We start from the raw sequence: 13,613 nt of genomic DNA, 5'->3' as shown, positions 1-13,613 counted from the left end.
CCAAGTCCCGCACAAAGACTGGAGACCGGCAGCGCGTTGGGGGCTGGCGGTCTCCTTTTTGTCTTATGGCGGTCGGCTTAGCGCAGCTTCCTGCGCCGGCCCGCGCCGGTCTCCTTTTTTGTGGCCTTACCGGAAGGTGTGCCGCCAGGCACCGGGGCCGTGCTGAACCACCGGGCGCAGCAATTCACGACGGCGGGAGCCGCGGCGGCGCGGTTTGCCGCCTGTTTCGTCCTCGGTGGAGGAGGACTGCAGCGCAAGAACGACGGCGGTCAGCGCCGCGAGTTCTTCGGCGCTGGGATTTCCCTTGGCAACAGTAAACAACGGGGCCTGCTCGGCCTGGGCCTCGGCTTCTGCGTGCATGCGTTCCTCATTTCCGGACCAGCGCGTGGCGGCCTGGTCGGGGCTGGACCAGCGGGTATGGCCGGCGGCTGTGCCCGCCGGACGGATGTGTGTCCTTGCGTGGCCGGTGGTCACAGCGGGATGTTTCCGTGTTTCTTGTGCGGCATGGTGGCCCGCTTGTCGCGCAGCGCGCGCAGGCCGCGGACAATCTGCAGCCGAGTGTCGGACGGCGCCACCACCGCGTCCAGGTAGCCGAGCTCGGCCGCCTGGTACGGATTGAGCAGTTCTTCCTCGTACTGGGTGACGATCTCCTGGCGGCGGGCTTCAACGTCTCCGCCTTCGGCCTGCACGGCGGCGAGGTCCCGGCGGTAGAGAATGTTCACCGCGCCCTGGGCACCCATGACGCCGATCTGGGCGGTGGGCCAGGCGATGTTCAGGTCAGCGCCGAGCTTCTTCGAACCCATGACGATGTAGGCGCCGCCGTAGGCCTTGCGGGTGATGACGGTCAGCTTGGGCACGGTGGCTTCAGCGTAGGCGTAGAGCAGCTTCGCGCCGCGGCGGATGATGCCGTTGAACTCCTGGTCCTTGCCGGGCAGGAAGCCGGGGACGTCCACCAGGGTCAGGATGGGAATGTTGAACGCATCGCAGTGCCGGACAAAGCGGGCGGCCTTTTCCGAGGCGTTGATGTCCAGCGTGCCGGCGAACTGCATGGGCTGGTTGGCGACGACGCCGACAGTGTGCCCCTCCACCCGGCCGTAGCCGATGATGACGTTGGGCGCGTAGAGGGACTGCATCTCGAGGAAGTGGCCGTCGTCCATTACGTGCTCGATGACCGTGCGCATGTCGTACGGCTGGTTAGCCGAGTCCGGGATGAGCGTGTCCAGCTCAAGGTCCGCCTCGGTGGTCTCGAGCACCTCGTCGAAGTCCAGCAGCGGGGCTTCGGTGAGGTTGTTCGAGGGCAGGAAGTCCAGCAGTTCCCGGACGAACTCGATGGCGTCGGCTTCGTCGGCGCCCAGGTAGGTGGCGGTGCCAGTGGTGGCGTTGTGCTGCCGGGCGCCGCCGAGGGTCTCCATGTCCACTTCCTCGCCGGTGACCGTCTTGATGACGTCCGGGCCGGTGATGAACATGTGCGAGGTCTTGTCCACCATGACCACAAAGTCCGTCAGTGCGGGGGAATATGCGGCACCGCCGGCGCACGGGCCCATGATCAGCGAGATCTGGGGAACGACGCCGGAAGCGGCCACGTTGTTGCGGAAGATGTCCGCGAACATGGCCAGCGAGGCGACGCCTTCCTGGATGCGGGCGCCGCCGCCGTCGTTAATCCCGACAACCGGGCAGCCGTTGCGCAGCGCGAACTCCTGCACCTTGACGATCTTTTCGCCGTTGACCTGGCTCAGCGAACCGCCGTAAACGGTGAAGTCCTGGCTGTAGAGCGCCACCAGCCGGCCGTCTACCGTGCCGTAGCCGCTGACCACGCCGTCGCCGAGCGGCTTCTTCTTCTCCATCCCGAAGGCGGTGGAGCGGTGCGTGGCCAGCGCGTCGAACTCCACAAAGGAACCCTCGTCCACCAGCAGTTCGATGCGCTCGCGGGCGGTGTGCTTGCCGCGCGCATGCTGCTTCTCGACGGCTTCGGCGCCGGAGGGCTGCATGGCCTGGGCCTGGCGGCGGCGGAATTCCGCGATCTTGCCGGCAGTGGTCGACAGATCAAGATCTGTTTCGAGGCTCATGAAATCTCCGGATTCTGCGCGCTTGGCGTTGCTGGTGGCGATGCTGGTGGCGGTCTCAGTGTGCCCGCGGGAAGGCGTTAAGTAGGTTTCGTACAAAAAGTCTGCCGACCGCGGCACTGTTTCACCAAGTCTAGTAAGTGCCGGTGGGTCAATAGCTGTAGCAATCCTACAATTTCGCGCGCAGACATTTTGCCGCCCGCGCGTCCGGTGCCTAAACGGGCCGCTCTGCGTAGGATGGATTCATGAGCCAGAGTTTCTCCGACGTTGACCGACCGGCGCTGGATTTCGAAGGACTCAGCGATGCGCTCTGTGCTCCGCTGGGACCCTACCGGAAGCTGGAACTGGTGGAGTCTACCGGCTCCACGAACTCCGACCTGGCCACCAAGGCCGGCGGAGACAAAGTGGGCTTCTCCGATCTGAGCGTCCTGGTGGCCGAAGAGCAGACCCAGGGCCGCGGCCGGCTGGACCGGCAGTGGACCGCCCCGCCGCGCTCCTCCGTGATTGTCAGCGTGCTGCTGCGCCCGTTCAACCACGCCGGGAACCCCGTGCCCACGCAGAGCTACGGCTGGTTCTCGCTGCTGGCGGCCATGTCCCTGGCAGAGGCGCTGGGCGAGTACGCGCAGCTGGAGGCCAAGGTCAAGTGGCCCAATGACGTGCTGGTCAGCGGCCGGAAGATCTCGGGCATCCTCGCGCAGATGGTGAGCTACCCGGACGGCACCCCGCCCGCCGTCGTTATTGGCAGCGGCGTGAACGTGACCCTGGGCAAGGAAGATCTGCCCGTTCCCACGGCCACCTCCGTGGCGCTGGAAAAGGGTGCGACGACGGACCGCACCATCCTGCTGATGTCCTACCTGCGGGTTTTTGCCCAGCGCTACCGCCAGTTCTGCAACGTCAACGGGGACCCGAAGGCGCAGTGGAAGGACGGCAGCAGCCTGCTGTCCCGGCTGCAGAAGGTCATGGTCACGCTCGGCCAGCAGGTGCGTGCGGAGCTGCCGGACGGCGGGGAGATCATCGGCGAGGCGTTCGGGCTGGACAGCTTCGGCGCGCTCAAGGTGCGTGAAGCGGACGGCACCGAACATGTAGTGTCCGCCGGCGACGTCGTACATCTGCGCCCCTACGAAGGTTCATGATTTGCCCCGATCAACCACCCCGGTCCCGGAGCTGCGGTGCGGCTGAAACTGGACCCGGGGGAGCGGGTCATTGTCATCACCCGTCCCCAGGCGCGGCGCCTGTTCTGGCCTGCCGTGGCGTTCCTGCTGGTGCTTGCCGCCGGCGGTTTCGGTGCCGGCTGGCTGAGCCGGGAAGACCTGCCCGCCTGGCTGGCGGACTGGCGCATGCCCCTGCTGCTGATCGGGCTGCTGCTGGCGGTGCTGCTGGCGGGCAAAATGTCGGTGCTGCCGCTGCTGCGCTGGTTGGGCACCAGGTACCTGCTCACCAACCGGCGGCTGATTGTCCGGCAGGGCTGGGGCAAGCGGCGCGAACACCAGCTGCTGCTGGCATCGATCTTCGGGCTGGCCACCGAGCAGAGCCTGCTGCAGCGGATGCTGCGCAGCGGGCAGCTGCGGGCGGACGTGGGCTACGGGCGTTTTTCGGTGCTGCCGGACGTGCCCGAGGTGGTCCGGTTCCGTTCACTGGTGGTGAAGGCCATCGAGGATCTGCCGCGGACTGCGATGTTTGATGGCGTAGACATGGAAAGATTGCAGGAGATGGAATACGGCGAGGAAGGTTGGCAAGGCGATGACCAGCAATAGCGAGCAACGGGAACCGGAGCCGCTGACGCTGTCCATGCCCAGGATCGTGCCCAAGGAAGAGGTCCGCGCGGTCCAGGCGGATGTGCGCGAGGACCCGCAGCCGAACAAGGTGAACCGGCAAGCGGTCCGGGACCTGGAGGTGCGGCTGCTCGGTTCCGAACGGACCATGCGCCGCCGCGAGGTGGCTGCCGGGGCCGGGGTGTCCCTGCTCTCGGCGCGCAAGATCTGGCGCGCGCTGGGTTTTGCCAACCTCGGCGACGAGGACGTGGCGTTCACGCAGGCTGACCTGGAGGCGCTGACCACCATTATCGACATGGTCCGCGACGAGCGGCTGACCGAAGAAGCGGCCATCTCCATCACCCGCTCCATTGGGCAGATGACGGACCGCATGGTGGTCTGGCAGGTGGAGGCCCTGGTGGAAGAAATGGTCCACCAGATGCGGATCACCGACTCCGAGGCCCGCAAACGCCTCGTCACCGAACTGCCCAACCTGATCGAATCGCTGGAGAAGGTGCTGCTGTATTCGTACCGGCGCCAGCTCAACGCGGCCGTCGCGCGGCTGACCGTCCGGGCCGAGGCCGGCCTGGGGGCGGCCGGCGAGCACGACGACGATTCGATGCCGCTGCTGCGCGCCGTCGGGTTTGCGGACCTGGTCTCCTACACCAGCCTGTCCCGCCAGATGAACGAGAAGACGCTGGCCCAGCTGGTGCAGCGGTTCGAGAACAAGTGCGCCGAAATCATTTCCGTGGGCGGCGGCCGGCTGGTCAAGACGGTGGGCGACGAAGTGCTCTACCTGGCATCCACGCCGCACGCCGGCGCGGAGATTTCTCTGGCCCTGGCCAAGACGATGGCGGAGGACGAGCTGCTGCCCTCCGCCCGGGTGGGCATGGTCTGGGGCGGCATCGTCTCCCGGCTGGGGGACATCTACGGACCCACCGTGAACCTCGCCTCCCGGCTGACCGCGTTGGCGGAACCGGGCACAGTGCTGCTGGATTCGACCACCGCGGCCACGCTGGCCGGAGACGAACGCTTTGTGCTGATGCCGCAGAAGGTCCGCACCATCCGCGGCTTCGGCGAGATCCACCCGGTGACCCTGGCCCACGGCACGGGCACCGGCCTGATCGTGGACTGACAGCGCCAGCGGGCTGCGCGGCACGCGCGTCGGATGGGTAGTTGTGCCCATCGGCGCAGGTTTACCTCAATCGGTTAACCTGCCATAGTCAAACACGGACAAAACCGAAGATGAGGATCCTTGGCGCGCCCGGGCACCGCCGCCTGCGCGCAGGACAAATAGCTGGACAATTACGGGGAAGAAACTACTTTGCGAAGGCAGCAGATTGTTTGGGCGTAACCGGCGCAGGAAAGCCGTCGCTTCGACCACCACTTTTTCGGTTGCCACCGCGCTGGTGGTCGGCGGTGCCCTCTACTACGAAGGCTTCCCCACGGCGGACGTCGACCTGAACGACGGCGGCGTCTGGGTCACCAACAACAGCGCCAACATGGTGGGCCACCTCAACTACCCCTCCAAAACGCTCGACGGCGGATTCCTCGCCAACAGCACCGGCTTCGACGTGATGCAGAACGCCGGCACGGTGTTTATGGAAAACCAGGACCAGGCCATGCTGAGCCCGGTCGATGTAGCGGAGATGTCCCGCGGGGCCGAGCAGCAGCTGCCCGGCAGCGCCGACGTCAGTTTCGGCGAGGACCTGCTTGCCATCACGGACAAGGTCAAGGGCCAGGTCTTCATCAGCCCGGCGGCCGAACTGGCTTCCTTCAGCGAGGAAACCGCCGAACCCGTGGTCGCCGATGCCAAGGGATCCGTGGCCACGGTTGCCCCGGATGACACGGTCTTCGTCGCCAACCCGGACGCCAACGAAATCTACACCTACCGTGTGAACGACGAAGGCGTGCCCGAACGGGTCGAAACGCAATCCGCGGAGCACCTCGACAAGACGGGGGACGCACAGATCGCCGCCGTTGGCGACAAAGTGGTGGTGCTCGACGCCGAATCCGGAACCGTGTTCCTGCCCGGCGGACGCAGCGTGGAACTGCCCGGACTGGACGGGGCCAAGCTCCAGCAGAGCAGCGATGGCAGCGACTTCGCCGCCATCGCCACCGAGACCGACCTGATCAAGCAGCCGCTGGACGGCTCCGAGGCCACCCGCACCCCCATCGAGGGCACCGGCACGCCCGCCGCGCCGGTCCAGCTTAATGGCTGCCTGCACGCCGCGTGGTCCGGCGCCAACCACTACATCCGCGACTGCGGCAACGAGACCGACGACCTCGTCCAGCCGATCAAGGGCATCGGCTCCAACGCCTCGCTGGTGTTCCGGGTGAACCGCGACGTCGTCGTACTTAATGATGTCAACGCCGGCAACGTCTGGCTGGTGCTCGAAAACATGCAGCTGGTGGATAACTGGAGTGACCTGATTCCGCCGGAGCAGGAGAGCGACGAAGAGGACGAGGACTCCGCGGACGAGAACCCGATCAACACGCTGCCGGACCGGACCGAGGAGAACCGGCCGCCGGTGGCGCAGGACGATGACTTCGGGGTCCGCGCCGGGCGCACCACCACGCTGACAATCCTGGACAATGACTCGGATCCGGACGGGGACGTGCTCACCGCCGCGCTGAGCGGGAATCCGCCGTCGGTCGGCACGGTCCAGAGCATCTACGAGAAGACCGGCCTGCAGATTGTCATCGACGCCGGCGCGTCGCCCGGCCGGCACAGCTTCGAGTACGAGGTCAACGACGGCCGCGGCGGCACGGACACCGCCACCGTGAACATCACGGTCCGGGCCGAGGGCAGTAACGAGCCGCCGCAGGCCAAGCGCAAGACCAGCATTGTGCTCGAACAGGGCCGGGAAATCAGCCAGAACATCCTCACGGACTGGATGGACCCCGACGGCGACGACCTGTTCCTGGTCAGCGCCGAAAACACCGCCGACGGTGACCTGGTGCGCACCCGGCCGGACGGGCTGCTGACGTTCCAGGACGTGGGCAAGACCTACGGCAAGAAGGAAGTGAAGATCCAGGTCTCGGACGGGATCGAGACGGTCAGCGGCACGGTCATCGTGGACGTGCGGCCGCCCGGGGCGCTGCCGCCGGTGGCGAACGCGGACCACTTCTTCACCACGGTCGGCCAGGAAATCCAGATCTCGCCGCTGAAAAACGACCTGGACCCCAACGGCGGGCAGCTGCGCCTGGCCAAGGTGGAACCCGTGGGCAATGCCACCGCGGTGCCGGACTACGACGCGAACACCATCAAGTTCAGCGCCGAAACTCCGGGCGCCTACTACCTGACGTACCTGGTGACCAACGGCCCGGCCAGCTCCACCGGACTGGTGCGGGTGGACGTCGGTGCTACCGCAGGCGACGGCGCGCCCGTAGCGGTGCGCGATGTGGCGCTGCTGCCGCAGAACGGCCAGGTGCTGGTGGACGTGCTGGCCAATGACAATGACCCGGCCGGCGGGGTGCTGGTGGTCCAGGGCGTGGAGTCCGGCGCCTCCGAGGTCAGCGTGGAGGTGCTCAACCACAACATCCTGCGGGTCACCGATGTGAAGGGCCTGAACCAGCAGACGACCATCAAGTACACGGTCTCCAACGGGTTCGCCTCCGCCACCGGCGAGGTGAGCATCATTTCGGTGCAGGGCCCGGACAAGCTGCTGCCGCCGCAGGCCGAGAATGACACTGCCACTGTGCGCGCCGGCGATGTGGTGACCGTGGACGTGCTGCATAACGACAGCCATCCCAACAATGACGGACTGACCCTGGTGCCGGCACTGGCCGAGACCGTGGACAAAGCCGACGGGGAGATCTTCACCGCGGAGAACTCCGTGCGCTTCATCGCCGGCGACACGGCCAAAACCGTGTACGCGGTGTACGAGGTGGTGGACTCGGCCGGGCAGAAGGATTCGGCGGAGATCCGGATCAACATCATCCCGCGCGACGACGAGTCCAACTCCCAGCCGGCCCCGAAGAACCTCGAGGCCCGCGTGATCGCCGGCTCCACGGTGCGCATTCCCATCCCGCTCAACGGGATCGACCCGGACGGGGACTCCGTGTTCCTGCAGGGAATCGACCGCGCGCCGCAGCAGGGCGCCGCCGTCGCCGGTCCCAACTACGTCGACTACACCGCCAGCGAACAGGGTGCCGGCACAGACACCTTCACCTACCTGGTCAAGGACCGGCTCGGCGCCACCAACACGGCGACGGTGCTGGTGGGCATCGCCCCGGCGCAGGAGACCAACCAGAATCCGATCGCGCTGGACGACGGCATTGTGATCCGGCCGGGCAAGTCCGTGGCCGTGGACGCGCTGGCGAATGATTCCGACCCCGACGGCGACCCGATCCAGCTGGACCCGGACAATATCGCCGGCGAACCTGCGTCGCTGAATGCCGCCGCCAACAAGGGCCGCGTGCAGTTCACCACGCCCGAGGAAGAGGGCACGGTCAACGTGCGTTACACCGTGGCCGACGGCCGGGGCGGCTCCGCCATGGGCACCGTGACGGCCGAAGTGCGCCGGGACGCGCCGCTGCTGGCGCCGGTGGCGCGGGACGACCGGGTGGAACCTCCGGATACCAAGGGCAAGACCGCCGTCGACGTTCCGGTGCTGGAAAACGACGAGGATCCCGACGGCGTCGCCGAGGACATGGACATCCTGCTCAACGGCGACTACCCGACGGCGTCCGTCACTGCGGGCGGCGAGGTTAATGTTGAACTGACCGAGAACGTGCAGCTGATTCCGTACACCGTGCGCGACGTCGACGGCCTGCAGGCCACCGCGGTGATCTGGGTGCCGGCGCTGGGCGAGCAGTACCCGACGCTGCGTGACACTACACCGGTCGACGTCACCGCCGGGCAGGAACTGGTCCTGGACCTCGCGGACCGGGTGGAGGTCCGCGAAAGCCGCACCCCGCGCATCACCGTGGTGGACAAGGTTTCCGCCATCGGCACGAGCAATGACGACTGGGTGCAGGACCCGCAGACGCTGAGCTACCAGGCGGACATCGACTACGCCGGCCGCGGCTCCATCACCTTCGAAGTGACGGACGGCTCCGGCCCCGACGATCCCGAGGGCCTGAAAGCCACGCTGACCATCATGACCAATGTCATCCCGGACGAGAACCGCAACTTCCCGCCGGAGTTCACCACCGGCAACGTGGACGTGGCCAAGGGCGAAGACGCCGTGGCCTACAACCTCGCCCCGCTGGTCACCGACCCTAACCCCGAAGACCTGGAGAACCTTGAGTTCGCGCTCGAGGGCGGCGTGCCGGAAGGCTTCGCGGTGAACCTCGACGGCGGCATCCTCAACGTCTCCGCCGACGCCGACATCGAGACCGGCGCCACCGGCGTCGTCAATGTCTCCGTGACGGACGGACGCTCCGACAAGGTCATGAGCCGGGTCACCGTGACCGCGACGGCGACCACCCGGCCGCTGCCGGTGGCGAACGACGACGAAATCCCGGAGGCGGTGCAGGGCGAGCCGGTCACGGTGCCGGTACTGGAAAACGACGTCAATCCGTTCCCGGACACGCCGCTGAACATTGTCAAGGCGACAGCCGGCAACGGCGGGACCGCGCAGGTGCAGGGCGAGAACATTGTGGTCACGCCCGGGGCGGACTTCTCCGGGACCATGAACGTCGAATACACCGTGGAGGACAAGACCAAGGAAGGTGCCCGGCAGGCCAGCGCCAACATTTCGCTGGTGGTCAAGGGCAGGCCCGAGGCGCCAACCACGCCACTGGTGGATTCCGTCCGCGACCAGACCGTAGTGCTGTCCTGGGGAGCACCCGCGGACAACGGCGATCCGATCACCAACTACCGGGTGACGGGCACGGGCGGCTTCAGCCAGGACTGCCCGACCACCACCTGTACGCTCACCGGTCTGACCAACGACGTCGAATACACCTTTACCGTGGTCGCCGAGAACAGCGTCGGCGAGTCGGACGCCTCGGCGGAGTCCGCCGTCGCACGCCCCGATGTGCGGCCGGAAGCGCCCGCAGCCCCGCAGCTGAAGTTCGGCGACAAGTCGCTGGACATCAGCTGGGAACCGCCGGTCAACGAGGGCTCCGCCATCGAGAGCTACACGCTGGAAATCTCGCCGGCCCCGCCGAGCGGCCAGCTGCAGAAGACCGGCCTGACCGGTACCGCCTACACCTGGGAAGGGCTGGAGAACGGTCAGGCCTATGAAGTACGGGTCCAGGCGCACAACAAGGCGCCCGAGCCCAGCGAGTTCAGTCCCCACTCCGCCAAGGAAGTGCCGGCCGGACCGCCGGCCGCCGCCGCGGCACCGAGCACCGAACGGGTGAAGTCGGTGGGTGAGCAGAGCCAGCTGAAGGTCAGCTGGGGCGCCCCGGGCAACAACGGCGGCGAAATCATCGACTACACCGTACGTGAGTACCAGGGCGGGGACCTGCAGCGGACGTTCCCGCCGGTCAACGCGACCTCGCAAACCGTATCCGCGCCGAACTCGGAGACCGACTACACCTACACCGTGACTGCGCGGAACAAAGCCGGCGACGGCGAAGCCAGCCCGCAGTCCAACGCCCGCCGGGCCGTGGGCGCCCCCGCGGCTCCCACAGGGGTGTCACTGAAGGAAGCCAACACCGGCGGTGCCGGCCGGGCGGTGACAGTCTCCTTCAACGAACTCACCGCTGCCCAGCGAAACGGCGCGCGCGCCGGCGAAGTCAGCTACCGGGCCACCTTCAGCGACGGCCGGTCCATGGCCATCACCAACGGCCAGAAGGTCGGCGGCTTCACCAATGGCACCGCCGTCACCGCCCAGGTTACGGCCGTGGCCAACAGCGACGGCGCCAGCTACAACAGCCCCGCCAGCGCCAAATCCGGTGCGGCCGAGCCGTACGGCGCGCCGGGCAAGCCCACCGCCTCGGGCAAGGGCCAAAGCGGGGAGACAACCAATCCGCAGGTCACACTCAGCTGGAGCCCGCCAAACACGTCCACCCACGACGTGGACAAGCTGCAGATCAACATCGACGGCAAGGGCTGGGAGAACGTCGCGGTCCGTTCCGGCAGTCGCACGCTTAACGTGGCCCATGACTCGAATCACACGATCAAGGTGCGGGCTCTAAACTCGCGCGGCGATGTCGGGTCCACGGCCTCGGCCTCTGCCACCAGCGGCAGCAAGCCCAAGCCGAAGCCTCCGACGTCTTGGAAGCTCGCGGTCGGTGGAAACGGCACAACATTGGAAACACGTTCCTGCATGGAATACCGCAACAGCCTTGGCGACAACTACGGCGGACCCGGCGATTGCAAGGGGAACCATTGGAGCTACCCTGGTGATTCGATCACGGCTACGTGCTACATCGTCTCGGGCAGCAACAGGTGGTACTACCAGCAATCCGGAAGCCGCGAGATCAACAACGGGCTGCTAATCCGCGGCGACCATGTGCGTGAAGCAGACGGAAGCCGTCATCTCAACGGCGGTGCCCCGGCCGGCATGGGCAAGTGCTAACCCGATCACTGAGAGTTGAGCCGGAGGGGCAGTAGTGCCCCTCCGGTATGCCTCCGTACAACGGGTAGAAGAGATCGAACGCGTTTGCAGCGAGCTTCATAGCTCGTTGACAGTCCTCGCCTCAACTTCTTCTGACTGATCAGAAGGGAGGTGGGTCGTTTTTGATGGTGCCGTCCCACGGCGGTGCTTGTTTTGGGCGGAGCCGTTGGCGGTGGTTATCGGGCAGATTATCCAAAACCGTATGGGGGTATGCCGGTGGACTGGTGTCGCGGAAATCGCCTGGCCTGGTGGTGTATTTCTGGTTCCCGGGCGTGGTGGTGGTGAATTCGCCGGGACCGGTTTGAATTATTTTCCAACCGGCGTGGGACTTGAGCCGGTGCAGCGATTTACACAGCGGGCCGAGATTGATGTAGTCGGTTTCCCCGTGGCCGCCGTTTCCGTGGTACTCGATTGTGTGGTCCAACTCGCAGTCTCTCGCGGGCGCGGTGCAGCCTGGTCCGGCACAGACAGGGTCGCGGTGTCTGACGGCGCGGGCCAGATCCGCTGGCGGTTTGTAGGTGGTTTTGCCGTAGGAAAGCACGGCCCCGGTCTCCGGGTGCGTCAGGATCCGGTGGAACGAGGGCGCGTCCTGGCACAACCGCCTTGCCACGTCCGCGGGGATCGGCCCATATCCTTCCAGCGTGGCGGGTTCTTCCTCCAGTCCCAGAAGCGTGAAAACGGGCACCGTGAGGGCGACTTCAGGGCGGATGCCGGCGGCAGGGCCGGTGTCCATGCCTGCATGCAGGAGCAAGTCGGCGAACACATCGGCGCGCAGCTGACCCACGGTGCGGGTCTCTGCCTCGGTCTGCAGATTGCGGGCAGCATCGGTGAGCCGGTTGAGGATGGTCAGCCCGGTCTCTGCGGACACTCGGGCGCGCAGGGTGACCATGCCGTCGTCATCCGGTTCCAAACACACGTTGCGGCGCTTAAGTGCCCGGGCATGACGTTTGGCCAGGGAGTCCGGGTCGCGGGATTCGCGTTCTTTCTGCGCGGCATAGCGCAGTTGCCCGGTGGTCTGCTTCCCGGCTTTGGCGAGCAGAGCCTGTTCGTATCCCGGTTTCTGTCCGTCGGGCAGGGTATCGCCCTGCCGTACGATGACGGTCGCTTGGTCCAGGTCCATTTCCCCCGCGGTCAGAGCGGCCAGCGTGCCCGGGTAATGTGTACACAGCTCGCGCGCCTGCTCGAGGGTTTGCCTGCCCTCCCGTTCGGTTTTCCGGTACAAGCAGGCGAGTTCCTCGGCCGCGGACTGATCAGCCAGATCCTGCAGTGGGCCGGTCACCTCCGGGCCGGCCGCTGTACGCGGCGGCGGGAGTTGGGCGAGCGCCGCGTCGCCGACGCGCGTGGCCAGACGCGCCATGCTGGCCTGAACCCAAGCGACCAGTCGCCGGCCCGCTACCAGATGCTCGACCGCCGCTTGGTAATCCAGCGCGTCCACCCCCGCCAAGGCCGAAGCATCACTGGCGGCGTCACTGGCTGTAGCGGCGTCCACAGCGCCGGCAGCGGTGGCGGTGCTTGATGTGTTGATGGTTCCGAAGAGACGGAACCATTCGTCAGGACCGCCGGCGGCGATCCTGCTAAGGCGGTGGGCGTAATACTCCTCGTGATCTTCGGTGAACAGTTCGGCAGGGACATCGCCGAGTTCCTCCGCAGGTCCCCAGCAGACCGGTACCGGCCCGAACAGCGGCGGGCACGCCCATTCGGGTTCGCGGTCCCACGGAGCGAAGTCATCGAACCCCACCTCGGCGTCGTACAGTAAAGGCTCTTCCGTGGGCCGCGGGATGTCCTGTCCGGCCAGCGGATCCGGACCGTACTCCGACAGCGCCGGGTCCGGGTATCTGGCTTTGGCACTCAGCTCCTCCATGGCCCTGGCCTTCGCGCGCAGTTCGTCCATGTCCCTGGCCATCGCCGGGCTCCGCGGCGGCAACCCGGCGGCGAAACGTTCGCGTGCCTCTTCCCGGCGCCGCTTTATCCAAAACGCAACATTCTCCCGCAGCTTCTCCTGCGTTCCCTGCCAATGGCTCCAGCCATCCTCGCGGCGGACCACGGCCTCACGTTCTCGATCCCGGGGCCGCCGGCCGTCACACACCACGGCTGGAACATCCTCCTGCATGGAAAGCCGCCCGCCGGAGGCGTGTCCGTCGGCCGCGGATCCAGGATCCGGTGAGAGTTCTTCTGCTGCCATGACTCGAGTCCATCACCTGCCTCTGACAATCAAGAGGCATAATCCACTCGAGTACCGGCATTGGAGAAATTTCTTGCGAAGTTTCTTTTTTCGAGTGCTT

Annotated in this window: 7 protein-coding genes; 4 read left to right on the top strand and 3 right to left on the bottom strand. The window is 66.4% G+C overall.

Features of this window, described 5'->3' with window-relative positions:
• Positions 1 to 126: 126 nt before the first annotated feature.
• Both AC5RWO_RS00965 and AC5RWO_RS00960 read right to left on the bottom strand, forming a co-directional pair.
• Positions 127 to 474, bottom strand: a complete 348-nt coding sequence (locus AC5RWO_RS00965; protein ID WP_498728679.1) for an acyl-CoA carboxylase subunit epsilon — start codon at positions 472 to 474, stop codon at positions 127 to 129.
• On the bottom strand, positions 471 to 2,066 hold the full coding sequence (locus AC5RWO_RS00960; protein ID WP_498728678.1) for an acyl-CoA carboxylase subunit beta: 1,596 nt from the start codon (positions 2,064 to 2,066) through the stop codon (positions 471 to 473). The genes AC5RWO_RS00965 and AC5RWO_RS00960 overlap by 4 nt, the downstream gene beginning before the upstream one ends.
• A 242-nt stretch (positions 2,067 to 2,308) precedes the next feature.
• On the opposite strand from AC5RWO_RS00960, the gene AC5RWO_RS00955 reads away from it, so the two are divergent.
• The 4 genes from AC5RWO_RS00955 (at position 2,309) to AC5RWO_RS00940 (ending at position 11,292) form a co-directional block, all read left to right on the top strand.
• On the top strand, positions 2,309 to 3,196 hold the full coding sequence (locus tag AC5RWO_RS00955; RefSeq protein ID WP_498728676.1) for a biotin--[acetyl-CoA-carboxylase] ligase: 888 nt from the start codon (positions 2,309 to 2,311) through the stop codon (positions 3,194 to 3,196).
• Positions 3,197 to 3,232: 36 nt separating this feature from the next.
• Positions 3,233 to 3,817: a PH domain-containing protein gene (locus AC5RWO_RS00950; RefSeq protein ID WP_498728675.1), complete on the top strand. Its 585-nt coding sequence runs from the start codon at positions 3,233 to 3,235 to the stop codon at positions 3,815 to 3,817.
• A complete protein-coding gene (locus AC5RWO_RS00945; RefSeq protein WP_498728674.1) occupies positions 3,804 to 4,949 on the top strand; it encodes an adenylate/guanylate cyclase domain-containing protein in 1,146 nt (381 codons plus the stop codon). The genes AC5RWO_RS00950 and AC5RWO_RS00945 overlap by 14 nt, the downstream gene beginning before the upstream one ends.
• A 205-nt stretch (positions 4,950 to 5,154) precedes the next feature.
• Positions 5,155 to 11,292, top strand: a complete 6,138-nt coding sequence (locus AC5RWO_RS00940; protein ID WP_498728672.1) for an Ig-like domain-containing protein — start codon at positions 5,155 to 5,157, stop codon at positions 11,290 to 11,292.
• 139 nt (positions 11,293 to 11,431) lie between these two features.
• Here AC5RWO_RS00940 and AC5RWO_RS00935 read toward each other — a convergent pair whose 3' ends face one another.
• Positions 11,432 to 13,513: an HNH endonuclease signature motif containing protein gene (locus AC5RWO_RS00935; protein ID WP_498728671.1), complete on the bottom strand. Its 2,082-nt coding sequence runs from the start codon at positions 13,511 to 13,513 to the stop codon at positions 11,432 to 11,434.
• Between the last annotated feature and the right edge of the window lie 100 nt (positions 13,514 to 13,613).

The sequence above is a fragment of the Arthrobacter sp. B055-34 genome, assembly GCF_059090425.1.
The sequence above is the reverse complement of the archived record's forward strand: the minus strand, read 5'-3'. Positions and strand labels throughout refer to the sequence as shown.

Bases quoted from the DNA above. Each gene is read 5' to 3' on its own strand.
- AC5RWO_RS00955 (WP_498728676.1), top strand. From the start codon at position 2,309: ATGAGCCAGAGTTTCTCCGACGTTGACCGACCGGCGCTGGATTTCGAA.
- AC5RWO_RS00960 (WP_498728678.1), bottom strand. From the start codon at position 2,066: ATGAGCCTCGAAACAGATCTTGATCTGTCGACCACTGCCGGCAAGATC.
- AC5RWO_RS00945 (WP_498728674.1), top strand. From the start codon at position 3,804: ATGACCAGCAATAGCGAGCAACGGGAACCGGAGCCGCTGACGCTGTCC.
- AC5RWO_RS00935 (WP_498728671.1), bottom strand. From the start codon at position 13,513: ATGGCAGCAGAAGAACTCTCACCGGATCCTGGATCCGCGGCCGACGGA.